Consider the following 24559-nt stretch of genomic DNA (forward strand, 5'->3'; position numbering starts at 1 on the left):
AATGAAAAGAAAACTACAAAACATAGCTTATCTACTGATGGCTGCCGCATTAGTCACTTCCTGTGGCGGGAAGAAGCAGACATCTGAATTCCCGGATTGGGCATGGGCAGATTTCCAGCGTCCGGAAGGTATTAATCCGATTATTTCTCCTGACACTACAACCTTTTTCTATTGTCCGATGAGACAGGATTCAGTAGCATGGGAAGCGAGTGATACGTTTAATCCCGCTGCTACTGTTTATAATGGAAAAGTAGTAGTCCTCTACCGGGCTGAAGATAACTCGGCAACCGGTATCGGATCACGTACCTCCCGTTTGGGATATGCCTCTTCTGACGACGGACTACACTTCAAACGAATGTCCGTACCTGTATTTTATCCGGCAGACGATAGTCAGAAAGAACTGGAAAATCCCGGCGGTTGCGAAGACCCACGTGTTGCTGTAACAGAAGACGGGCTTTACGTAATGCATTACACACAATGGAACCGCAAACAGGCACGTTTGGCAGTGGCCACCTCGCGTGATCTTCAAACGTGGGAAAAACATGGACCGGCTTTCGCAAAAGCATACAACGGAAGATTCATAGATGAATTTTCCAAATCTGCCTCTATCGTAACCAAATTAATTGACGGCAAACAAGTGATTGCCAAGATTGACGGCAAATACTGGATGTACTGGGGAGAAAAGTTTGTGAATGTATCCACTTCCACGGACCTTGTCAACTGGGAACCGATGTTGGATGAAAATGGAGAATTCCTGAAAGTGATGACTCCCCGCGCAGGTAAGTTCGACAGTGACCTGACCGAATGTGGTCCTCCTGCCATCCTGACTGACAAAGGAATCCTTTTATTTTATAACGGCAAAAATAAATCGGGCGCAGAAGGAGACACACTGTATACAGCCAACTCTTATTGCACCGGACAAGCCTTATTTGATGCCAAAAATCCTACTAAACTAATCGATCGCTTGGATAAACCTTTCTATATTCCCGAATCAGACTTTGAAAAGAGCGGACAATATCCAGCCGGAACCGTATTTATAGAAGGACTTGTATTCTACAATCAGAAATGGTTCTTATATTATGGCTGTGCCGATTCACGCGTGGCAGTTGCCGTATATGATCCTCTCAAAAAATAAAGAAAACGTTCATGAAGAAGATAACAATCTTTCTGTTTAGTGTTTGTCTTGCGCTGCAACTTGTGGCGCAAGAACAACATTATTTTATGAATCCGGTCATTCGGGGCGACATGCCCGATCCTTCCATCATCCGGATAGATGATACGTATTATGCCACAGGTACCTCTTCCGAGTGGGCTCCTTTCTATCCGGTATTTACCTCCAAAGATATGGTCAATTGGAAACAGGCAGGACATATCTTCTCTAAACAGCCTTCCTGGACTTCAAATTCGTTTTGGGCGCCAGAACTGTTTTATCACAATAGCAAAGTCTATTGTTACTACACCGCACGTCAAAAGAGTACCGGAATTTCCTATATCGGAGTAGCTACATCGGATTCTCCTTTACACGAATTTACCGATCATGGTCCGATCATCACCTATGGCACAGAAGCTATTGACGCATTTATCTATGATGACAACGGACAGCTATATATCAGTTGGAAAGCGTATGGACTGGACAAACGCCCGATAGAACTATTAGGCTGTAAACTTTCTGCTGACGGATTGCACCTGAAAGGTGAACCATTCTCTTTATTGGTGGATGACGAAGAGATAGGCATGGAAGGCCAGTACCACTTCAAACAAGGGGACTACTATTATATTATATATTCAGCCCATGGTTGCTGTGGACCTTCCAGTAACTATGATGTATATGTAGCACGCTCTAAAAATTTCTGCGGACCTTATGAAAAATATACAGGAAATCCCGTTTTGCATGGTGGTGAGGGTGATTATCTCTCATGTGGTCATGGCACAGTCGTAAAGACTCCCGACGGAAAAATGTTTTATATGTGTCATGCTTATTTGAAAGGAGAAGGATTTTATGCCGGACGCCAACCTGTTCTGCAGGAAATGGAGATGACAGCAGACCATTGGGTGCGCTTTACAACGGGGAAACTGGCTATTGCCAAACAACCCATGCCTTTTAAAACTACCATCCAGCAGCCTCTTACCGATTTTGAAGATCACTTTACAGAAAACAAACTGAAAGTAGACTGGACTTGGAACTATCCTTATTCGGATATCAACATAGTACTGAAAAAAGGAAAGCTATCCCTATCCGGAACTCCGAAAAAAGACAATCAGCGAGGGACGGCATTATGCTTGCGTCCGCAGTCTTCTCATTACAGTTGCGAGACAAAAGTGATTCACGCTAATGAGAGTTTGCAGGGATTAACTTTATACGGTGACGATAAGAATCTGATAACCTGGGGAGTCAAAGGAAAACAGTTGCAGTTGAAATTTATAAAAGAAAATTCCGAATCCATCCTTTATGAATCCGGTGCTGTTGATAAAGACATCTATTTGAAGATAGAAGTCGAACAAGGCTGTATTTTCAACTTCTATAAAAGTAAAGATGGAAAGATCTGGAACCCCATACTGGACACTCCCTTAAAAGGAGAATCCCTGATTCGTTGGGACAGGGTGCAACGTCCGGGGTTGCTTCACTGTGGAGCGAAAGAGGTTCCGGCGGAATTTGCCTATTTCAGAATGATAAACCTGAAATAGACGAAACGCATGAAGAGTGATAGAATTAATGTATATAAACTTATAGTATTTATAAAATAGAAATTAAGACATGAAAAAACTTTTTGTATTGATTGCAGCGGCTTGTATGACATGTACTGCTGCGTTTGCACAAACTGTGAAACCTTTTAAGGAGGGTGAGAGAGCAGTGTTCCTGGGAAATAGTATAACGGATGGTGGTCATTACCATTCATACATCTGGTTATATTATATGACTCGTTTTCCGGATATGCCTATCCGTGTTTTCAACGGTGGTATTGGTGGAGATACGGCCTATGATATGAACAAACGCCTGGATGGAGATATTTTTGTGATGAAACCTTCCGTGTTGATGGTTACTTTTGGTATGAATGATTCCGGATATTTTGAATACAACGGTGATAAGCCCAAAGAATTCGGTGAGCAGAAATATCAGGAAAGTATAAAGAATTACCAGCAGATGGAGAAACGTTTTAAAGATCTTCCTGATACCCGTATCGTGATGGTCGGGACTTCTCCGTATGATGAAACCGTACAACTCAAAGAGAATACACCGTTCAAGACAAAAAATGAAACCATCAAACGGCTTGTTGAATATCAGAAAGAATCGGCAGCTAAGAATAATTGGGAATTTACCGATTTAAATGCTCCTATGACAGCTATTAATCAGCAATATCAGCAGAAAGATCCTACCTTTACCCTTTGTGGCAGTGACCGTATTCATCCCGATAACGACGGACACATGGTAATGGCCTATCTTTTCCTGAAAGCCCAGGGATTTGTAGGTAAAGAAGTAGCGGATATGGAGATTAATGCTAATAAAAAACAAGTCGTTAAGTCGGAAAATTGTACCGTTTCAAATATAAAGAAGAACGGAAAAGATTTGAGTTTTGACTATTTGGCAGAAGCTCTTCCTTATCCTTTAGATACTATTGCCCGTGGTTGGGGACAGAAAAAGAGCCAGGCAGAAGTGCTGAAAGTTGTTCCTTTTATGGAAGAGATGAACCGTGAAACGTTGAAAGTAACAGGACTGAAAGGCAATTATAAGTTGTTGATAGACGATGAAGAAATTGGAATCTGGAGTGGAGATGAACTGGCAAAGGGCATTAATCTTGCTGCTGAATCCAAAACTCCCCAATACCAACAAGCATTGACGGTGATGCACTTGAATGAATATCGTTGGGAAATTGAAAGAACATTCAGAGAATATGCGTGGTGTGAATTCGGCTTTTTCCAGCAAAAGGGATTGTTGTATGCTGACGACAGAAAAGCGATCGAGGTGATGGATGAAAATTTGGATAAAAACGTTTGGTTGAAGGGACGTCGTGATATGTATTCAAAGATGATGTTTGAAGCTGTCCGTGATGCTCGCCAACAGGAAATGGATGTTCTTATCAATAAAATTTATGAAATAAATAAGCCTGTTGTAAGAAAGATTTTACTTAGAAAGGTCTGATGTGATAACAGCGTAGAAATACGATAGAATACTCACCGTAATGAGAAAGAATTCTCACTATAATGAGAACTTTTTCTCATTGCGATGAGTATTTTTTCTCATTACAGTGAGTATCGTTGAGAATATATGAATAGATAAGTACTCTTTGTAATAGCCTGATAATGTACTCCTTATTGTAGCTTTTGCATTAAACAGACTACCTTTATTGAATTCTTAATTCTTTTTCCAGAAATCGGAAGTGAAAAGCAATAATACTGTAAACAATTCCAAGCGTCCCAAGAGCATTAAGAAAGAAAGCAGCCATTTGGCAGCATCAGGCAATGCACTCCATGAGAAAGCCGGACCACATCTGCCGAGGCCTGGTCCCATATTACCTATGCTTGAGATTACGGTTCCTATTGATTCCAGAAAACCGACTCCTAAGCCCATCATGACAAGTACACTGATGATAACAATGACCACATACAAAAAGGTGAAAGCCAATACAGTAGACTGAATGGAAGGGGAAATAACTTGCTTATTTACCCGCACCGGGAGTATGGCGTTAGGGTGAAGAATATGTTTGAATTCATTTTTCACTACTTGAAACAGGATAACCATACGAATACACTTGATACCTCCTGTTGTACTGCCGGCACAAGCTCCGATAATCATCACAATAATGAGGCAGCCCCAGAGGATAGAAGGCCAGAGCATATAGTCAGCTGTGACGAATCCCGTAGAAGTTTGCAATGAAACCACTTGGAAAAGCGATTTTCGGAATGCCTCCTCTACTCCCATAGAAGAAGTCTGATGGAGCCAGATAGCAATGAATAGAGTGAAGAATGAAACACAAATAAAGTAGAACTTCAGTTCCGCATCATGTAGGAACTTCTTAATCTTCCCATTAAACATCAACAGCAGCAACGTGAAGTTAATACCTGAAAGGAACATGAAAATGGAAATTACATAGTCTATGTAAGGTGAATGGTAATATTCAATGCTGGCCTGTTTGGTAGAGAACCCACCAGTGCTGGTCGTAGCAAAAGCATGACATACACTGTCGAATATACTCATGCCACCACCTATTAATAAAATAATCAGCGTTCCCGTCATTCCGGCATAAATACCCCAAATCCATTTAGCAGTGATGCCAATGCGAGGATGCACTTTATCATGAGTAGGTCCACTGGCTTCTGCTGCGAACACCTGAATTCCGCCCACACCGAAAATCGGCAGAACGGCAATGGTGAAGAATACAATACCCAAACCACCTATCCATTGCGTCATAGCCCGCCAGAAAAGTATTCCGTGGGGCATCGACTCTATATTATTCAGAATAGTGGCACCTGTACTGCTAAATCCGGACATCGTCTCAAAAAATGCATCCGCAACATTGGGAATATATCCTCCTATATAATAAGGTAACATTCCGAAAAGGGAAAAGGTAACCCATGCTGCGCTGACGATGACATATCCATCGCGGCGATTCAGGGATTTCACTGCGTCTTTCCCGATGGCAAGCAGCAGAAAGCCAATACAGGCTGTGACAGCAGATGAAATCAGGAAACTCTGCAAGTCATTCTCTTTATAAAAAAGAGAAACCGCTCCACAACATAACAGCATTGCTGTTTCTATCAGAAGCAGAAAGCCCAGAATCCGGAATATCATCTTTGAATTAATCATAAATTGGTTTAGTTATCTTATGCTTAATTAAAGAACTTCTCAATCTTTTTAATCATCATACTCAGGCAGAATACGACTACATGGTCGCCGGGACGGATTTGTGTATCACCCGTCACCAAGATACCTTCTCCGTTGCGGATCATTCCTCCGATGGTAGTACCCTTCGGGAGTCCCAGGTCCTTAATCAGGTGTTTGGTGATTTTAGCACCTTCCGGTACAGTGAATTCAGCAACGTCCGCATTGGCAAAAGTAAGACATTTCACATTAGACACATCGGCATCCAACATCATTTGGTAGATATGGCTGGCAGCAATCATTTTTTTATTGATAACAGTACCGATGTCAAGGCTTTCCGCCATACCGATATAGTCGATATTCTCCACTTCTGCCACTGTCTTTTCCACTCCCATACGTTTAGCGGCAAGACAGGCTAGAATATTCGTTTCCGAGTTACCGGTCAGAGCAACAAATGCTTCGGTATTCTTTAGTCCCTCTTCGATGAGCAAATCCATATCGCGACCATCTCCGTTGATAATCATTGTCTTATCATCCAGTAACTCCGTAAGGCGGTTGCAACGGTTCAGATCATTATCTACTATTTTCACCTGCATATAGTCCGGCACATATTGTGCGGTACGGACTGCGATACGGCTTCCCCCCATAATCATCACATTGCGTACGTCGGCATAATCTTCCTTGCCGGCTATCTTACGAATATAAGGAATATACTTGCGGGTAGTGGTGAAATAAACAATATCATGCAATTTAATGACATCGTCTCCACGGGGAATAATCGTTTCCGTTCCACGTTTGATGGCTACTACGTGATAAGGTATGTTAGGACCGCCTAGCTGATGCAGCGGTATATTCAGGATTTCAGCCTTTTCGCGCATCTTCGTGCCAATCAGAACTAGAGAACCTCCACAGAACTCCCACCATTGGCGTACCCAGCTCATACGCATGGAAGATACGATTTCTTTGGCAGCCAGCATTTCCGGGTAAATCAGAGAATCTACTCCCAACTTCTGGAAAAACTCTTTATTTTTGGGCAGAAGATATTCGTAATTGTCGATACGTGCCACTGTCTTTTTAGCTCCCAGATTGGTAGCCAGCATACAGGCAGTCATGTTACGGCTTTCGTCCGGTGTGACTGCGATAAACAGGTCGGCTTCTTTGACGCCCACTTCTTTCAATCCGGAGATGGAAGAAGGAGAAGCGGCAACAGTCAGCAAGTCAAAATTGGCACTAAGAGCGCTTAGTTTCTCTTCGTCATCATCCATCAAGATGATATCTTGCTTTTCGCGCGATAACAACTTGGCCAAATGGGTGCCTACGTTGCCGGCACCGGCAATAATAATCTTCATGTCAATTGATAAATTCTTTTATTTTAGTCAGAATCCCTTCTTCATCCATGCCGCACAGTTGATACAGTTCGGCAACTGATCCATGCTCTACAAATAGGTTGGGGATACCGATACGCTTCACGGTTGGTTTGTATTCGTTGTCTGCCATAAATTCAAGGATAGCACTACCCATACCGCCTTTGATAATCCCGTCTTCGATAGTCAGGACACGTTGGAATTTGCGTCCTACCTCATGTAATAGCTCTTCGTCCAGCGGTTTCAGGAAACGCAAATCGTAATGGGCGATCGACAGACCGAAATCAGCTTCTGCCCGGGTGATGGCACGGGCGGCTACGTTTCCTATCGGTCCGATAGTAATCACTGCAAGGTCGCTACCCTCTTTCAGTTTCCGTCCTTTTCCTACCGGGATCTCTTCTAGCGGACATTTCCAGTCCACCAGTACGCCGCGTCCACGGGGGTAACGGATCACGAACGGTCCCTTGTCCGGCAATTGTGCCGTATACATCAGGCGACGTAATTCATGTTCGTCCATCGGGGAACTGATAGTCAAATTAGGGATCGGGCGTAAACATGCCATATCAAAAGCTCCGTGATGAGTAGGACCGTCTTCGCCAACCAATCCGGCGCGGTCGAGGCACAAAACAACAGGGAGATTCTGAATCGCTACGTCGTGGATGATATTATCATGCGCCCGTTGCATAAAAGAAGAATAGATATTGCAGAATGGTTGCAGTCCGTCTTTTGCCATCCCACCGGAGAAAGTAACCGCATGTCCTTCGGCGATGCCTACATCAAACGCACGTTTGGGCATTTTCTCCATCAGTATATTCATCGAACAACCGCTAGGCATGGCGGGAGTGACACCGACAATCTTCGGATTGGCTTCGGCAAGCTCTACCAATGTATTTCCGAATACATCCTGGAAAAGCGGAGGCATTCCTTCAGTGTTGGCAATGAAACGTTCGCCGGTGACCGGATCGAATTTGCCGGGAGCATGCCATTCGGTAGCGTGTTTCTCCGCCGGACCGAATCCTTTTCCTTTGATAGTATGTAGATGCAGGATTTTAGGTCCTTGCATATCTTTGATATCACGTAATACTCTTGCCAGGTTCTTTACGTCGTGTCCGTCTATCGGACCGAAGTAACGGATATTCATCCCTTCGAAAATATTCTGTTGCTGTGCAGCCATTGATTTCAGGCTGTTCCCGAAACGTATGAGCGCTTTGCGACGTTCTTCGTTTAGGATGCCGAGCTTGAATAACATGCGCGAGAGCTTGAAACGTAACTGATTATAGCGGTTGGAAGTTGTCAGGTTGAAGAGATATTGCTTCATACCTCCTACACTACGGTCAATGGCCATATCATTGTCATTCAGGATAATGAGCAGGTTGTTCGACGTGGCAGATGCATTGTTCAGCCCTTCAAAAGCCAGTCCGCCACTCATGGAACCGTCACCGATGATGGCTACTACATGGCGTTTGACATCTCCTTTTCTGGCGGCTGCGACAGCCATACCGAGAGCTGCAGAAATAGAATTGGAAGCATGTCCGCACGTGAAAGTATCATATTCGCTTTCTTCCGGAGACGGGAAAGGGCGGATTCCTCCGAGTTTCCTGTTCGTAGAAAAGGCTTCACGGCGTCCTGTCAGTATTTTGTGGCCGTATGCCTGATGTCCCACGTCCCATACAATACGGTCATAAGGTGTATTGTAGACGTAGTGTAAAGCTACGGTCAGCTCCACTGTTCCCAGACTGGCAGCAAAATGCCCCGGGTTGCAGCAAAGTTCTTTAATAATGTCTTGCCTTAATTCACTACATACCTCCGGCAGTTGCTCTACGTCTAGTCTTCGCAGGTCGTCAGGATAATTGATAGTGTTTAGCAAGTTATATATCGGTTCATTCTTCATGATTCGAGGAAATTTAGTGCAAAAATACGAAAAGAAAGTATATTCGCCCCCCTTTTTTTTATAAAATCTTATTCGGCATAGGGACGTATCTGTTTTTCCATACTCCCTAAGATTATTGAATCGTGAGGAAAAAGAGGTAGGAAATTGTTTTTTGATTACTTTTGCATATGAAACGTAATGAAATGATGGAAAATCGTATGAACTTTCAAACATCTGTAGAATTGCCTGCCGGGATGCCACCTGTCAGTCATGCAGATCGTATTCTTTTGATGGGCTCCTGTTTTGCAGAAAATATCGGGAGACAATTAATGGACGCCGGGTTTCAGCTGGATCTGAATCCTTTTGGTATCCTTTATAATCCTTTGTCCGTCTCATCCGCTTTGAGAGAGATTATGGGACATAAAGAATATACCAGCCAGGATTTGTTTACCTACAAAGACTTATGGCATAGTCCGATGCATCACGGCTCTTTTTCAGCTTTTACGCCCGAAGAAACGTTGCATACCATAAATGCCCGTCTTCATCACGCCCATCAAAGACTACCGGAGTTGAACTGGCTAATGGTAACTTTGGGCACCGCTTATGTTTATAAACAAAAAGAGAGTGGGCAAGTGGTAGCCAACTGCCATCAACTGCCGGAAAACCATTTCTTACGTTACCGGCTTACTGTTGAAGAAATTGTAGAAGATTATACAGCGCTCATCACCGGAATGGCAGCCTGCAATCCGGAATTAAAATGGCTGTTTACAGTCAGCCCGATCCGTCATATACGCGACGGAATGCACGCCAATCAATTAAGTAAATCTACGTTGTTACTGGCCATCGACCGGTTGCAGCAATTGTTCCCGGAACGAGTGTTCTACTTCCCCTCTTATGAAATCATATTAGACGAATTGCGTGATTATCGCTTCTATGCTGACGATATGCTGCATCCGTCTCCTCTGGCGATTCGTTACCTGTGGGAACGCTTCTCCGAAACCTTCTTTTCCGCTGAAACAAAGCAGGTTATCATGGCAGTGCAGGACATCCGCTGGGACTTGGCACATAAACCCTTTCACCCCGAGTCAGAGGCGTATCAACGCTTTTTAGGACAAATAGTGTTAAAAATAGAACGACTTATCGGAAAATACCCGTACTTAGATTTTCAAAAAGAAACAGAACTATGTCATATGCGATTGAATCCATAGCCAAAAGTATCGGTGCCCGCCGTATGGGCAAACATAAAGCGACTATTGATTGGCTGTTAACAGACAGCCGCTCTTTGAGTTTTCCGGAAGAAACTCTCTTTTTTGCTTTAACTACCAAACGAAATAGCGGAGTCCGTTATATCCCCGAATTATACGACCGGGGCGTACGCAATTTTGTAATAACAGAAGAAGACTTTAAATTAATTGAGAATGGAGAATTGAAAATGGAGAAATCTGGGCAGGATGATGATGCGCAGCCAATTCTCAATTCTCAACTCTCAACTCTCAATTTCCTTATCGTTCCCAATCCTCTGAAGGCTTTGCAGAAGCTTGCCGAAGCGCATCGTGATAAATTTAAAATCCCTGTGATCGGTATCACCGGAAGCAATGGAAAAACCATTGTGAAAGAGTGGTTGCACCAGTTACTTAGTCCGGATCGTTGTATCGTCCGTTCTCCGCGTAGCTATAATTCGCAGATCGGAGTTCCTCTTTCTGTATGGCAACTTTCAGAAGAAGCAGAACTGGGCATTTTCGAAGCCGGCATCTCCGAAATGGGAGAGATGGGAGCCTTGAAACGAATGATAAAGCCTACCATTGGTATTCTGACCAATATCGGCGGTGCCCATCAGGAAAATTTCTTCTCATTGCAAGAGAAATGCATGGAGAAACTGACGCTTTTCAAAGACTGCGATGTAGTGATTTACAACGGCGATAACGAATTAATCAGTAATTGTGTCGCAAAATCAATGCTGACTGCACGTGAAATAGCCTGGAGCCGTAGGGATATTGAACGTCCGTTGTATATCAGCCGTGTAATCAAGAAAGAAGATCATACCGTTATATCCTATCGTTATCTGGAAATGGATAATACATTCTGTATTCCTTTCATCGATGACGCCTCCATTGAAAATGTGCTGAATTGCCTGGCAGCTTGTCTTTACCTGATGACACCTGCCGACCAGATCACCGAACGGATGGCCCGTCTCGAACCGATTGCCATGCGTCTGGAAGTGAAAGAAGGAAAGAATAACTGCGTATTGATTAATGATAGTTATAATTCAGACCTGGCATCGTTGGATATTGCACTCGACTTTCTGGTACGCCGTTCGGAAAAGAAAGGCTTGAAGCGGACACTGATCCTGTCGGATATACTGGAAACCGGCCAAAGTACCGCTACGCTCTACCGGCGTGTAGCACAGTTGGTGCAGAGTAAAGGAATAAATAAACTGATTGGTGTAGGGCAGGAAATATCCTCCTGTTCCGCTCGTTTTGATGACGATCTCGAACGCTACTTCTTTCCTAACACAGAAGCACTTCTTACATCCGGCATACTCAAATCACTTCATTCGGAAGTAATTCTGGTAAAAGGTTCGCGCGTGTTCAACTTTGATTTGGTATCCGAAGAACTTGAATTGAAGGTGCATGAAACCATCCTTGAAGTAAACCTGGGAGCGATGGTCGCCAATCTGAACCATTACCGTTCCATGCTTCGCCATCCGGAAACAAAGGTGATCTGTATGGTGAAAGCATCCGCTTACGGAGCCGGTTCGTACGAAATAGCCAAGAGCTTGCAGGAACACCATGTCGATTATCTGGCTGTGGCCGTGGCTGACGAAGGTTCCGAACTTCGCAAAGCAGGTATTACCGCCTCTATTATAATTATGGATCCGGAGCTTACGGCATTCAAAACCATGTTCGATTATAAGCTGGAACCGGAAGTCTATAATTTCCATCTGCTTGATGCGCTCATCAAAGCAGCAGAAAAAGAAGGAATCACCAACTTCCCGATTCATGTGAAACTGGATACAGGTATGCACCGTCTGGGCTTTGCGGTAGAAGATATACCATTGCTCATTCGTCGTCTGAAGAATCAGAGTGCGGTGATCCCCCGTTCGGTATTCTCTCATTTTGTAGGAAGTGATTCGCCGCAGTTCGACGCTTTCACTCGCAGGCAGATTGAATTGTTCGAGAAAGGCTCGCAAGAATTGCAGGCTGCCTTCTCTCATAAGATTCTCCGTCATATCTGTAATACGGCAGGAATCGAGCGTTTCCCTGATGCACAATTTGATATGGTGCGCTTGGGAATCGGACTTTATGGAGTTAGCCCGATAGACAATTCGATTATACATAATGTAAGTACGTTGAAGACTACCATTCTTCAGATACGGGATGTTCCCCAAGAAGATACGGTAGGATATAGCCGGATGGGGCATTTGGCACGTCCTTCACGCATTGCGGCCATTCCTATCGGCTATGCGGATGGATTGAACCGCCATTTGGGACGCGGCAACGCCTATTGCCTGGTGAACGGAAAGAAAGCTCCTTATGTAGGGAATATCTGTATGGACGTCTGCATGATCGATGTGACGGATATTGATTGTCGGGAAGGCGATCAGGCTATCATCTTTGGTGATGATCTTCCGATTACGGTGTTGTCCGATAAGCTGGATACGATCCCTTATGAAGTGTTGACAAGTATATCGACACGGGTGAAGCGGGTATATTATCAGGATTAGAATTTTCTAATAACCCTGTGTTGTCATAAAAAACAGGGCTAATCTATGTAACCTGTGGTGAAAATGATTATATTTGCAGCAACTATTAAAAACCTCTTATATCAAATAAACTTATGACAAACTTATTATTGTTAGGCTTTTTGCCTAGTGGTTCCGAATGGATTATTATCGCTTTGGTTATCCTTCTTCTTTTTGGTGGAAAGAAAATACCTGAACTGATGCGCGGATTAGGCAAAGGTGTAAAAAGTTTCAAAGACGGTGTGAACGAAGCGAAAGATGAAATAAACAAGGCAAAAGACGAGTTGGACAAACCTGTAGATCCTTCTAAGAACTAAAAGAGCACAACATACGGATGGCAGAAATGACCTTTTGGGATCATTTGGACGAACTGCGTAAGGTGCTTTTTCGGGTAGTTGGAGTTTGGTTTGTATTGGCGATAGGCTATTTTATTGCTATGCCCTACCTCTTCGACCATGTAATACTTGCACCTTGCCACAATGATTTCATATTCTACGATTTATTACGGCATATCGGTAAAACATTTGATTTGACCGATGACTTCTTCACACAACAATTTTATGTGAAGCTGGTCAATATCAACTTGGCTGCTCCTTTCTTTATTCACATGTCGACAGCATTTTGGATGTCGGTGGTGACGGCTATACCTTATATCTTTTTTGAAATATGGCGTTTCATCAATCCCGCTCTTTATCCGAATGAGAGAAAGGGCGTGCGTAAAGCATTGACTATCGGAACGGTGATGTTTTTCATCGGCGTACTGCTGGGTTACTTTATGGTTTATCCGCTGACTCTCCGTTTCCTGTCTACCTATCAGTTGAGTTCGGAAGTGGAGAATATCTTGTCGCTTAATTCCTATATAGATAATTTTATGATGCTGGTTCTCTGCATGGGATTGGCTTTTGAACTTCCGTTGGTTACATGGCTGCTTTCTTTGCTGGGAGTGGTGAACAAGTCTTTCTTGCGGAGATACCGCCGTCATGCGGTGGTTGTCATCGTGATAGCAGCTGCTATTATTACTCCGACAGGCGATCCCTTCACATTGAGTGTCGTAGCTATTCCACTTTATCTGTTGTACGAGATGAGTATTTTGATGATAAAAGACAAGAAGAAAACCGAAGAGGAAGAGGAAGTAGAAGATGAAACTGGAGATGAAGTTGCCTTGTCCGAAGAATGAAGCGATAGAATCTTATGAAATCCTTTTAGCAGTTTGCCGGGCAGAAGATGCCTATCTTGCCGTAGGATATAAGCAAATGCGCGACTTGCTGGAACGCATTTGTCGCGGGCAAATGCAAAACGAAAGTTTACAGATGACCGATCTTTCCGCACGAATTAGTTTTGTGTCAGCTAAGGTGGGTCTTTCTGTTACAGAGCAGAACCGGCTGCATACTTTCCGGTTAACTTCAAATGCTATCCTGAACCGTCAACAAGAGCCCAACCGAGAACAACTCTTGCGGGATGCGAAAACTCTGGCTTTCTTTATCCGTAAACTCTTGGATGAAGATATTCCTCTGGAACTATATCGACTATTTCCGCGTGCGGATGCCACCTATTTGGTTGCGCCTCCTGCCCGCGAGCGGGTACAGCGGATGCGTGTCTGTTTCCAGTATGCCGACGAACAATATCTGTATGTGACTCCCTTGGATGAAGTTTCTGAGCAACCATACCTTGTCCGTTATAATGTTCCTCAAATCAATGAAGAGTTTGCAGAAACGTGCAAGCTGCTTTGGCGGCATGCGCAAGTCAATTTATTGGATGTAGCCATCGATGAAGCAGGAATCCTGACCCCTTCTTTTATCGTACTCGAACCGGATTACTTGCTCGACATCAGTTCCCTTGCCGAGTGTTTCCGTGACTACGGACACCATCCGGCCAACTATTTTCTTTCCCGTCTTCAACCGATCGAAAATGCTCGTCCTTTATTACTGGGAAATATAGCCAACCTTTTTCTGGACGAATGGATTCATGCAAAGAGTGAAGAGATAGACTATCGTACCTGTATGCAGAAAGCCTTCCGGCGTTATCCTATTGAACTGGCCGCCTGCTCTGATTTGCGAGACAAGGAGAAAGAACGCCAATTCTTTGAAGACTGCAAATTGCACTTCGATCATATTCGTGAAACAGTAAATGACACCTTTCATGCAGCCGGCTATGAGCTTGACAAGACAGATGCCGTGCTCGAACCATCTTATATTTGCGAAGCACTCGGACTCCAGGGACGTCTTGACTATATGCAGCGGGATATGTCTTCTTTTATCGAAATGAAATCCGGTAAAGCGGACGAGTATGCTATCCGGGGCAAGGTAGAACCGAAAGAGAATAATAAAGTACAGATGTTGCTTTATCAGGCGGTATTGCAATATTCGATGGGAATGGATCACCGAAAAGTGAAAGCTTATTTGCTTTATACCCGCTATCCGCTTCTTTACCCTTCCCGTCCTTCGTGGGCGATGGTACGCCGGGTAATTGATTTGCGTAACCGGATTGTAGCCGATGAATATGGCATCCAATTACGAAACAGCCTGGAGTATACGTCACAAAAACTGGAAGAAATCAATGCTTCCACCTTGAATGAACGAGGATTGAAAGGGCGTTTCTGGGAAACATACCTGCGTCCTTCTATTGATAACTTTCAATCGAAGCTGAAAGCTCTTTCCGCATTGGAAAAGAATTACTTCTATGCGGTGTACAACTTTATAACAAAGGAACTTTATACCTCAAAATCCGGTGACGTGGATTATGAGGGACGTACAGGGGCAGCTTCTTTGTGGCTCTCTACATTGGCGGAGAAATGTGAGGCTGGAGAAATCATTTATGATCTGAAAATAAAGGAGAACCATGCCGCCGATGAATATAAAGCCGGACTTACTCTTACCGCTGGAAGTGAGATGCTTCATGCTGAAACTTTCCTTCCTAATTTCCGTCAAGGCGACGCCATTATCCTTTATGAACGAAACTGTGATACAGATAATGTCACCAATAAAATGGTTTTCAAAGGCAATATCGAGTATCTGACAGAAAACGAAATAGGTATCCGCTTGCGTGCTACCCAGCAGAATCCATCCGTACTTCCGGCCGAAAGCCTTTATGCCATAGAGCATGATACAATGGATACGACATTCCGCTCGATGTATCAGGGATTATATGCTTATCTTTCTGCAAGAAAAGAACGTCGTGACTTGTTGCTGTCACAACGTCCTCCGAGGTTTGATAAATCATTGGATTCCATGATTTTCTGTTCGGAAGACGATTTTACGCGAGTCGCCCTGAAGGCAAAAGCCGCACAGGACTATTTCCTTCTTATCGGACCTCCGGGAACAGGCAAGACTTCATGTGCCTTGAAGAAAATGGTAGAGACTTTCCATGCAGACAAGGATGCGCAGATTCTTTTGCTTTCCTATACCAACCGGGCGGTTGATGAGATATGCAAGTCGTTGGCTTCCATTGCTCCGGCAGTTGACTTTATCCGGGTAGGAAGTGAATTGTCATGTGATGAAGCCTACCGCGGGCATCTGATTGAAAATGAATTATCCTCTTGCAACCGTCGTTCGGAAGTTTACGAGCGTATTCGGAATTGTCGGATTATTGTGGGAACGGTAGCGGCTATTTCCGGTAAGCCGGAACTGTTTCGCTTGAAACATTTTGATGTAGCTATTATTGATGAGGCTACCCAAATCCTGGAACCGCAGTTGTTAGGAATCCTCTGTGCACGTGGAGAAGATGAAAAAGATGCAATAGATAAGTTTGTATTGATCGGAGATCATAAGCAACTGCCTGCTGTTGTGCAGCAAAACGCGGAACAGGCGGCAATCTATGATGAATCATTACTGTCTATCGGATTGAGCAATCTGAAAGATTCTTTGTTCGAACGTCTTTATCGGAACTGTACGGCAGCCTGTTCATCGTCTGCTATTCATCGTTCCTATGATATGCTTTGTCGTCAGGGACGCATGCATCCGGAAGTTGCCTTATTTGCCAATCGTGCTTTTTACGGGGGGCGGCTGATTCCTGTCGGACTACCTCATCAAATAGAGGACTCGGACACGATCTGCCGTTTAGCCTTTTATCCGTCTGTGCCGGAGAAAGCAGGAGCATCTGCCAAAATCAACTATTCGGAAGCACGTATCGTTGCGGATTTAGCCGTTCGCATTTATGAACACCATCAGTCGGATTTTGACGAATCCCGTACTTTAGGAATCATTACTCCTTACCGGAGTCAGATAGCATTGATTAAAAAAGAAATAGAATCAGTAGGTATTCCGGTTTTGAATCGCATTCTGGTTGACACGGTGGAGCGGTTCCAGGGAAGCGAGCGTGATGTAATAATCTATTCCTTCTGTGTCAACTACCCTTATCAATTAAAATTTCTATCCAATCTGACAGAAGAAGAGGGTGTTTTGATTGACCGGAAACTGAATGTTGCCTTGACCCGTGCAAGGAAACAGATGTTCATCACGGGAGTTCCCGAACTCTTGGAACGCAATCCTCTCTATAAAAGTTTATTAAAATTAATAGAAGGCTCCTGAAAAATTGCATCATTTTTGCAGATGTTAGTTTTTATTCTCTCTTTATGCAATTCATTAACACCTCTATATTGAACAAACGCCTATATTTGCAACACGTTTTTTTCATAGAGATTTAGATTTAAGGTTAGAAGAATTGTGGAAGTCGTGAGACTTCCCTTTTTTTCATCTTAACGTTTACTATACTTCATTATAGGAATGCAAAACACTGTTTTTTAGTGTTACGTTTAAAAAAATTGCAGGAGGATGATGCAGGATAAGTAAACCTAAAAAGCCTTCTTCGTGAGAAGAGGCTTTTTTATTTTTCATTTTTTGAATAATTGGTTAAAAACAAAAGAGTAATCCGGCGACGGATTACTCTTTTGTTTTTATTGATAGTATCTATTGAAATGGAATTAATCCAATACGATAGGTTTGTATTTCGGAACTAATGCCTTCATGATGACCCAACCAAGCAGATAAGCTACTGCACACACGCAGAAAATTATGAAATATCCGGCAGGTTTACCTTCGAAGCCCATGAATGTCATGGCAGGGTGTACGAATTGTGCTCCTTGTTCGAGCAATTCTTTCGTCATTTCCACCTCTTTGCCGTCAACCATTGTTGTTCCGGAAGCATATACGAACAAGTTACCTGCCACTTTCTGAAGAATCATAGAACCTACGCCTCCTGCCATACCACCGATACCGGTAATACTTGCAATAGCCGTTCTTGGGAACATATCACCTACAGTAGAGAAGATGTTAGCTGACCAGGATTGATGAGCAGCACCACCGATACCGATTAAAATAACCGGGAACCATGGAGAAACCGTACCTAACGGCTGTGCCAACAATACAACCAATGGGAAGAAGGCGAAGATCAACATCGCTTTCATACGGGCTGCATAAGGATTCATACCCGTTCTGTTGATGAAGATGGTAGGTAATTTACCACCATAGATGGATAACATGGTTACCGCATAAAGCGTAAAGATTAATGCCATACCCAACGGGTCGGAGGTTTTGATGCCGAATTGAGTATTCAGATAAGACGGAGTCCAGAAAAGGAAGAACCACCATACGCCGTCAGTCATGAACTTACCGAAGACAAAGGCCCATGTTTGTTTGTAGCTGAAACATTGCCAGAACTTCATTCTCTTTTCATCTTTTTCGTCTGTCATTGGAGCACTGCCTGCTTCGCGATTATCTTGCTCGATGTAGTCAAGCTCTGCCTGATTGACATGTTTGCTTTTCGACGGGGCATCATACATAAACACCCAGAATCCCATCCAGATAAAGCCAAGTCCACCAATTACGATAAATGCCATTTCCCAACCGAACATTTTTGCCAGAATAGGAATGGTAAGAGGAGCGATCAATGCTCCGATAGATGCACCGGCATTGAAGATAGAAGTAGCATAAGCACGGTCTTTTTTAGGGAAGTACTCTGCGGTTACTTTAATAGCGGCAGGGAAGTTACCGGCTTCTCCTAAAGCAAGGATACAGCGGGCGGCGAGGAAGCAGTACATACTGACAGTAGCAATAGTCACTACCACATCTCCTGTGGCACCGGCCAGTTCTGCTGCACTATGAAGCCCAACTTGTGCTTCTGTAACAATACCACAAACGGCATGAAGACAAGCACCTGCCGACCATACACCGATAGCCCATAGAAAACCTTTTTTAGTTCCCATCCAGTCGACAAAACGACCGGCAAACAGCATACATATAGCGTATACAATGGAGAAAACAGAAGTAATAGTACCGTAGTGAGATTCGTCCCAGTGGAATTCCGGTTTGATAAATTCATCCCACGTCAATGAGAGAACCTGACGGTCGAGATAGTTAACTGTAGTAGCAAAAAATAGCATAGCACAGATGGTCCATCTGTAGTTTGTCATCTTTTCGCCTGTTTTTTGAAATGCATTCATGATAATGGATTTAAATAGATTTTGTTTCGTTGACAAAGGTCGGTATTTCGACTGAATTTTATTTGTAAAAATTGGTCAAAATCATGTATTATTCGTTGCATTATATATGCTATTTGTTTCAAAGGATATAAAAATGTCTCATAGCATTATCATTTGCAACGTTGGGGGTAATACAGAAAGAAGATAAACGAGTTTGTGAATCAAGAGCAAATGAGTCTAATCTTTTAGACGCAGATGACGCGGATAATGCGGATTCTTATTTTTGATCCGTGCTATCCGCGTTATCTGCGTCTGAAAAATTATATGTCATACAGGAATACGCAACGGTTAGCGCATTTCTGTATATTTGATCTTGTCCATGTCTCCGTAGTCGAGATTTTCACCTGCCATACCCCAGATAAACATGTAGTTGCTTGTTCCGGCAGCAGCGTGGATAGACCATTCCGGTGACATGATAGCTTGTTCGTTCTGCATCCATACGACGCGTTCTTCTTGAGGTTCGCCCATGAAGTGGCAGATAGCATTTCCTTCCGGTACATTGAAGTAGAAGTATGCTTCTACACGACGAGAGTGAGTGTGTGCCGGCATGGTGTTCCATACGCTACCCGGTTTCAGTTCAGTCAATCCCATTTGCAGTTGGCAGGGGCCTTCTTCAAGTACGTTGTTAACAATCAACTGGTTGATAACGCGGTCGTTGCTTTCTTCCAGCTTTCCGGCAGCAAATGAGTTTGCTTTCAGAGAACCTTTACGTCCGTCGATAGTAATCAATTGAGTCTTGTATTCTTTGTGGGCAGTAGCCGAGTTGATGTAGAATTTGGCAGGATTGCTGGAATCTTTGCTCTTGAAAGTCACTTTCTGCTTGCCTCTACCTACGTACAGGGCATCTTTGAATTTCAGCGTATATTCTTTACCGTCTACGGTTACGATACCTTCGCCACCAATGTTGATGACACCCAGTTCGCGGCGTTCGAGGAAGAATTTAGATTTCAACGGGTCGATTGTTTCAAGTACCAATTCTTTTGTTGCAGGCACTGCGCCACCGAAGATCAGACGGTCGTACATAGAATAAGTAACGTTGATTTCGTTTGGAACCATTACTTTTTCCATCAGGAAGCTACTGCGCAAGCGGTTAGTATCATACGTTTTCACGTCTTGCGGACTGCAAGCCACTTGCATCTTGTAATTCACCTGGGCGGAGGCAGACATTGCTGCGATACCCAACATCATTGCAATTGCTAATTTTTTCATCTTTCGAGTTTTTTATTGAGTTATATATTATATACCACTTATTATAATCAGTTAAAGGCTTTTCTACTTATTCCTTATTACTGTTCAATGCGTTCTTTGCGTCGTTTCTAGTCATGCGGATACGGTTGTAGATAGCCATTCCGAGTGCCAGTGCCACGAGGATGGCAGGGCCGATAATCTTCAGACTGTAAGTAAGGTGGAAGATACCCCAGCAGAAGAGACTGGAAGCAAAGTCAAGTGCGCCGCCTTCAAAACCGGCGGGGATGTTTACTGTCGGGTCACCTGTTGCTTCGTATACATCTTTAGCAGCCAGTGTGAAGAAGCCTGCCAGTCCTGTTACGAAATACAGACCTACAATCAATGCTACCAGGCCGATAATAAATGATTTCACTACGTTACCTTTTGTAATAGGCAGAATCATCGGGAACAGGTAGAACATACCTGCCAGAGAAGCCAGCGGTAAGAAACGGTTGCCCGGAAGGATAACAGCCAGGAAAATAGTGACAGGGATCAACAGCAGAGATACCACCAGGGTAGTCGGGTGACCGATAACCAGTGCAGGGCTCATACCGATGCTCAAACCGGTGTTATTCTTATATTTCTTAGCGATCAGTTCGCGGGTAGCGTCAGAGATCGGTTTCAAACCTTCGATAAAGAGGCTGGTGATACGTGGAATCAATTCCATCACCGCACCCATCTTGATACCCAGTCCTAAAATGCCCGGAATATTATCCAATACTTCTTTCCAGCTGGCACAACCCAATGCGCCTATACCGCAACCGATTACGATACCCAAGAACAGCGGTTCACCCATCAATCCGAATTTCTTTTTCATACCTTCAGAATCGATATTCAGCTTGTCGAATCCCGGAATTTTATCCAATAGTTTATTGATTACAATAGCAAACGGAACGAAACTTTGGCAGAACGGTTGAGGAATAGAGATACCGTCCATTTTATCATAGAACTTCTGGAAAGCAGGAGCAGTCATATCAGCCATTACCAGTGTAATGATGTAACAGATGATGGCAGCGAAGAATCCCCAATAGATATTGTCGGAAGCGAAGTAGACGATAGCACCGATAAATGCGAAGTGCCAATAGTTCCAAAGGTCGATATTAACGGTACGGGTTGTTTTGGTAAGCAACATTAATAAGTTAACTCCCAAGCAAACAGGGATAATGAAAGCACCGACTGAAGTGTTGTAAGCTACCGCCGCAGCAGAAGGCCAACCCATGTCGAAAATTCCCAATTCCAATCCGTAGATTTCAACCATTTTACTTAATGCCGGACCCAGACTGCTGGTGAGCAATGCCGTCACTACTGATAAACCAACGAAACCGACACCAACCAACAAACCGCTCTTCAGCGCTTTGGGAAGTTTAATACCGATACATACTCCTAAAATCGTGAAAATGATTGGCATCATTACTGCCGCTCCAAGACCGATAATGTACTTAAATACTTCTTCCATTCTGTTCTATTTTTTCTCTGTTTTAATGATAAATTACCTGTGTTTCCCCAGAGGGTATTAGTTGTAAACCGTGCCAAAAGTAAGACCTTTTTTGCTTTCTTCCAAAACGAAACTCTTAATTTATGAGATATTGCATCAAAAATGGACATTTTTGACGTTTGCGTGCACAAAATTAGTCGTTTCCGTGCACGAAAAACAAAAAATGCACCTACTTGACTAAAAAATCCCACTGGGTTTGGAGGAAAAACACTACTTTCGTACCGTGAAAAAAGACTATGTTGAATCCTTAAAATAACAAACCATGAGACGAACTCCTTTTTATAATTTTTTTATAGTGGCTTTATTGGTTACAATGACCGCTTCTGTATCGGCACAACAGGTAGACAGCAAACTTCCCTGGTCTGTGCGACTGACTGAATCGGAAATGATCCGTTACCCCGAATCCTGGCAGCTCGACTTTCAGCCGAAACTGAAATGGGATTATTGCCACGGACTTGAACTGGGAGCCATGCTCGATGTGTACGACGCTTATGGCGACAAGAAAATTCGTGATTACGCCATCGCGTATGCGGATACAATGGTGCACGAGGACGGAAGCATTACCGCTTATAAATTAACCGATTATAGCCTCGACCGTATCAACTCCGGAAAAATCCTTTTCCGTATCTATGAGCAGACCAAGAATCCTAAATATAAGAAAGCGCTCGACCTGCTTTATAGCCAGTTTGAAGGACAACCGCGTAATGAGGACGGTGGTTTTTGGCATAAAAAGATTTATCCCCACCAGATGTGGCTGGACGGAATTTACATGGGAGCTCCTTTCTACGCAGAGTATGCATTCCGTAATAATCTTCCGCAGGACTATGCAGATGTAATCAACCAGTTTGTCACTTGTGCCCGTCATACGTACGATCCTAAAAACGGTCTTTATCGTCATGCGTGCGATGTAAGCCGCACTCAACGTTGGGCGGACCCGGTGACCGGACAGTCGAAACATACGTGGGGACGTGCGATGGGATGGTATGCGATGGCATTGGTGGATGTGCTCGAATTTATTCCGCAGCATGAAGCCGGAAGAGATTCCCTGCTTGATATATTGAATAATGTAGCTGTGCAGGTGAAGAAACTTCAGGACCCGAAGACCGGAGGATGGTATCAGGTGATGGACCGGAGTGGTGATAAGGGTAATTACGTAGAATCTTCCTGTTCCGCTATGTTCATTTATTCGCTCTTTAAGGCGGTTCGTTTGGGATATATTGATAAGTCTTATCTGGATGTGGCATTGAAAGGCTACAAAGGATTCCTGGATAATTTTATCGAAGTGGACAAGAACGGATTGGTAACCATCACCAAGGCTTGTGCAGTGGCAGGATTGGGAGGAAAGGTCTATCGTTCCGGCGATTATGACTATTATATTAATGAAACTATCCGCAATAACGATCCTAAAGCCGTAGGACCTTTTATTATGGCTAGCTTGGAATACGAACGTTTACAAAAGTAATTTCCGACAATGAAAAGGAGTATTTTTAAAGGAATGATGTGTTTGCTTCTACTGGGTGTGGGAGCAACATCTGTTTATGCACAGCAACAGCAACGCAAAGACACATTAGTCGTGGCACGCGACGGGACAGGGGAGTATCGTAACATTCAGGAAGCCGTGGAAGCTGTCCGCGCTTTTATGGATTATACGGTGACGATCTATATCAAGAATGGTATATACAAAGAAAAGCTGGTCATTCCTTCCTGGGTGAAGAATGTGCAATTAGTGGGCGAAAGCGCAGAAAAAACGATTATCACTTACGATGACCATGCTAATATAAATAAGATGGGTACCTTCCGCACCTATACGGTCAAAGTGGAAGGGAATGACATCACTTTCAAAGACCTGACGATTGAAAATAATGCGGCTCCACTGGGGCAAGCGGTAGCTCTTCACACCGAAGGTGACAGACTGATGTTTGTCAACTGTCGTTTCTTGGGAAATCAGGATACTATTTATACAGGAACCGAAGGAGCGCGCCTTCTATTCACGAATTGCTATATCGAGGGAACTACCGATTTTATTTTTGGCCCTTCCACCGCTCTATTCGAATATTGTGAACTGCATAGTAAACGTGATTCGTATATCACTGCCGCTTCCACTCCTCAAAGTGAAGAATTCGGTTATGTTTTCAAAAACTGTAAGTTGACAGCCGCTCCGGGAGTGAAAAAAGTATATTTGGGTCGTCCGTGGCGTCCTTATGCGGCAACGGTCTTTATCAATTGTGAGTTTGGTAATCATATCCGTCCCGAAGGATGGCACAATTGGAAGAATCCGGAGAACGAAAAGACAGCCCGTTATGCCGAATTCGGAAATACGGGTGCGGGCGCAGATACTTCCGGGCGTGTGGCATGGGCTAAACAGTTGACAAATAAGGAGGCAATGAAGTATACTCCGCAAAATATCTTTAAGGAAAGCAGTAATTGGTATCCCTATAAATAAAAATACGTAGGTTTTCCGACTGTTTATGCAGCTTGAAATTTTTGTTTCCGGGCTTGGCTCTTTGCTTTCCCTAGCTTAAAACTCCTGTTCCAAGGCAGGAAACTGCAGTTTCCCTATGTGGGAAC

16 protein-coding genes are annotated in these 24559 nt (G+C 43.7%); 10 read left to right on the top strand and 6 right to left on the bottom strand.

The window, feature by feature from the left end; genetic code table 11:
* The first annotated feature begins 1 nt into the window (after position 1).
* From BSCG_RS02180 to BSCG_RS02170, 3 genes are all read left to right on the top strand, one after another.
* Positions 2 to 1135 (top strand): glycoside hydrolase family 130 protein, encoded by a 1134-nt coding sequence (locus BSCG_RS02180; protein WP_004315047.1) that lies wholly within the window; start codon positions 2 to 4, stop codon positions 1133 to 1135.
* Positions 1136 to 1146: 11 nt separating this feature from the next.
* Positions 1147 to 2685, top strand: coding sequence for a family 43 glycosylhydrolase (locus BSCG_RS02175; RefSeq protein ID WP_004305313.1), 1539 nt, complete (start codon positions 1147 to 1149; stop codon positions 2683 to 2685).
* 70 nt (positions 2686 to 2755) lie between these two features.
* On the top strand, positions 2756 to 4138 hold the full coding sequence (locus BSCG_RS02170; RefSeq protein WP_004315049.1) for an SGNH/GDSL hydrolase family protein: 1383 nt from the start codon (positions 2756 to 2758) through the stop codon (positions 4136 to 4138).
* A gap of 213 nt (positions 4139 to 4351) precedes the next feature.
* On the opposite strand, the gene BSCG_RS02165 is transcribed toward BSCG_RS02170, so the two are convergent.
* From BSCG_RS02165 to dxs, 3 genes are read right to left on the bottom strand one after another with little or no spacing between them, the layout of a single operon-like run.
* Positions 4352 to 5803, bottom strand: a complete 1452-nt coding sequence (locus BSCG_RS02165) for a TrkH family potassium uptake protein (RefSeq protein WP_004315050.1) — start codon at positions 5801 to 5803, stop codon at positions 4352 to 4354.
* 23 nt (positions 5804 to 5826) lie between these two features.
* Positions 5827 to 7167, bottom strand: a complete 1341-nt coding sequence (gene trkA / locus BSCG_RS02160) for a Trk system potassium transporter TrkA (protein ID WP_004305310.1) — start codon at positions 7165 to 7167, stop codon at positions 5827 to 5829.
* 1 nt (position 7168) lies between these two features.
* Positions 7169 to 9073: a 1-deoxy-D-xylulose-5-phosphate synthase gene (gene dxs, locus BSCG_RS02155; RefSeq protein ID WP_004315051.1), complete on the bottom strand. Its 1905-nt coding sequence runs from the start codon at positions 9071 to 9073 to the stop codon at positions 7169 to 7171.
* 167 nt (positions 9074 to 9240) lie between these two features.
* On the opposite strand from dxs, the gene BSCG_RS02150 reads away from it, so the two are divergent.
* The 5 genes from BSCG_RS02150 (at position 9241) to BSCG_RS02130 (ending at position 17320) form a co-directional block, all read left to right on the top strand.
* Entirely contained in the window at positions 9241 to 10260 is a 1020-nt protein-coding gene (locus tag BSCG_RS02150) for a GSCFA domain-containing protein (RefSeq protein WP_008017880.1), read from the top strand.
* Positions 10236 to 12776, top strand: a complete 2541-nt coding sequence (locus BSCG_RS02145; RefSeq protein WP_004315053.1) for a bifunctional UDP-N-acetylmuramoyl-tripeptide:D-alanyl-D-alanine ligase/alanine racemase — start codon at positions 10236 to 10238, stop codon at positions 12774 to 12776. Before BSCG_RS02150 ends, BSCG_RS02145 begins: the two co-directional genes overlap by 25 nt.
* A gap of 113 nt (positions 12777 to 12889) precedes the next feature.
* Positions 12890 to 13111: a twin-arginine translocase TatA/TatE family subunit gene (gene tatA / locus BSCG_RS02140; RefSeq protein ID WP_004301497.1), complete on the top strand. Its 222-nt coding sequence runs from the start codon at positions 12890 to 12892 to the stop codon at positions 13109 to 13111.
* Between the two features lie 17 nt (positions 13112 to 13128).
* Positions 13129 to 13971, top strand: coding sequence for a twin-arginine translocase subunit TatC (tatC, locus tag BSCG_RS02135; protein WP_004315054.1), 843 nt, complete (start codon positions 13129 to 13131; stop codon positions 13969 to 13971).
* Positions 13934 to 17320, top strand: a complete 3387-nt coding sequence (locus tag BSCG_RS02130; protein WP_008648899.1) for an AAA domain-containing protein — start codon at positions 13934 to 13936, stop codon at positions 17318 to 17320. The genes tatC and BSCG_RS02130 overlap by 38 nt, the downstream gene beginning before the upstream one ends.
* Before the next feature lie 392 nt (positions 17321 to 17712).
* Here the strand turns inward: BSCG_RS02130 and BSCG_RS02125 are convergent, their stop codons facing one another.
* The 3 genes from BSCG_RS02125 to BSCG_RS02115 form a co-directional block, all read right to left on the bottom strand.
* The gene (locus BSCG_RS02125; RefSeq protein ID WP_032844438.1) at positions 17713 to 19230 is read right to left on the bottom strand and encodes an MFS transporter; all 1518 of its coding nucleotides are present in this window, start codon (positions 19228 to 19230) and stop codon (positions 17713 to 17715) included.
* 327 nt (positions 19231 to 19557) lie between these two features.
* On the bottom strand, positions 19558 to 20478 hold the full coding sequence (gene kduI / locus BSCG_RS02120) for a 5-dehydro-4-deoxy-D-glucuronate isomerase (protein WP_004324875.1): 921 nt from the start codon (positions 20476 to 20478) through the stop codon (positions 19558 to 19560).
* 67 nt (positions 20479 to 20545) lie between these two features.
* Complete coding sequence (locus tag BSCG_RS02115) at positions 20546 to 21952, bottom strand: PTS galactitol transporter subunit IIC (RefSeq protein WP_004301502.1); 1407 nt, start codon at positions 21950 to 21952, stop codon at positions 20546 to 20548.
* Positions 21953 to 22253: 301 nt separating this feature from the next.
* Between BSCG_RS02115 and BSCG_RS02110 the strand changes: the two genes are divergently transcribed.
* Both BSCG_RS02110 and BSCG_RS02105 read left to right on the top strand, forming a co-directional pair.
* Positions 22254 to 23453: a glycoside hydrolase family 88 protein gene (locus BSCG_RS02110; RefSeq protein WP_004320969.1), complete on the top strand. Its 1200-nt coding sequence runs from the start codon at positions 22254 to 22256 to the stop codon at positions 23451 to 23453.
* Positions 23454 to 23462: 9 nt separating this feature from the next.
* Entirely contained in the window at positions 23463 to 24434 is a 972-nt protein-coding gene (locus BSCG_RS02105) for a pectinesterase family protein (protein ID WP_004309409.1), read from the top strand.
* Positions 24435 to 24559: the final 125 nt, after the last annotated feature.

It is taken from the genome of Bacteroides sp. 2_2_4 (assembly GCF_000157055.1).
GTDB classification, from domain to species: domain Bacteria; phylum Bacteroidota; class Bacteroidia; order Bacteroidales; family Bacteroidaceae; genus Bacteroides; species Bacteroides ovatus.

What these genes read in the sequence shown, in the direction of transcription:
- BSCG_RS02150 (WP_008017880.1), top strand. Translation starts at nt 9,241, where the DNA reads ATGAAACGTAATGAAATGATGGAAAATCGTATGAACTTTCAAACATCT.
- BSCG_RS02125 (WP_032844438.1), bottom strand. Translation starts at nt 19,230, where the DNA reads ATGAATGCATTTCAAAAAACAGGCGAAAAGATGACAAACTACAGATGG.
- BSCG_RS02165 (WP_004315050.1), bottom strand. Translation starts at nt 5,803, where the DNA reads ATGATTAATTCAAAGATGATATTCCGGATTCTGGGCTTTCTGCTTCTG.
- BSCG_RS02145 (WP_004315053.1), top strand. Translation starts at nt 10,236, where the DNA reads ATGTCATATGCGATTGAATCCATAGCCAAAAGTATCGGTGCCCGCCGT.
- BSCG_RS02105 (WP_004309409.1), top strand. Translation starts at nt 23,463, where the DNA reads ATGAAAAGGAGTATTTTTAAAGGAATGATGTGTTTGCTTCTACTGGGT.
- tatA (WP_004301497.1), top strand. Translation starts at nt 12,890, where the DNA reads ATGACAAACTTATTATTGTTAGGCTTTTTGCCTAGTGGTTCCGAATGG.
- dxs (WP_004315051.1), bottom strand. Translation starts at nt 9,073, where the DNA reads ATGAAGAATGAACCGATATATAACTTGCTAAACACTATCAATTATCCT.
- tatC (WP_004315054.1), top strand. Translation starts at nt 13,129, where the DNA reads ATGGCAGAAATGACCTTTTGGGATCATTTGGACGAACTGCGTAAGGTG.
- BSCG_RS02115 (WP_004301502.1), bottom strand. Translation starts at nt 21,952, where the DNA reads ATGGAAGAAGTATTTAAGTACATTATCGGTCTTGGAGCGGCAGTAATG.
- BSCG_RS02110 (WP_004320969.1), top strand. Translation starts at nt 22,254, where the DNA reads ATGAGACGAACTCCTTTTTATAATTTTTTTATAGTGGCTTTATTGGTT.
- kduI (WP_004324875.1), bottom strand. Translation starts at nt 20,478, where the DNA reads ATGAAAAAATTAGCAATTGCAATGATGTTGGGTATCGCAGCAATGTCT.
- BSCG_RS02175 (WP_004305313.1), top strand. Translation starts at nt 1,147, where the DNA reads ATGAAGAAGATAACAATCTTTCTGTTTAGTGTTTGTCTTGCGCTGCAA.
- BSCG_RS02180 (WP_004315047.1), top strand. Translation starts at nt 2, where the DNA reads ATGAAAAGAAAACTACAAAACATAGCTTATCTACTGATGGCTGCCGCA.
- BSCG_RS02170 (WP_004315049.1), top strand. Translation starts at nt 2,756, where the DNA reads ATGAAAAAACTTTTTGTATTGATTGCAGCGGCTTGTATGACATGTACT.
- BSCG_RS02130 (WP_008648899.1), top strand. Translation starts at nt 13,934, where the DNA reads ATGAAACTGGAGATGAAGTTGCCTTGTCCGAAGAATGAAGCGATAGAA.
- trkA (WP_004305310.1), bottom strand. Translation starts at nt 7,167, where the DNA reads ATGAAGATTATTATTGCCGGTGCCGGCAACGTAGGCACCCATTTGGCC.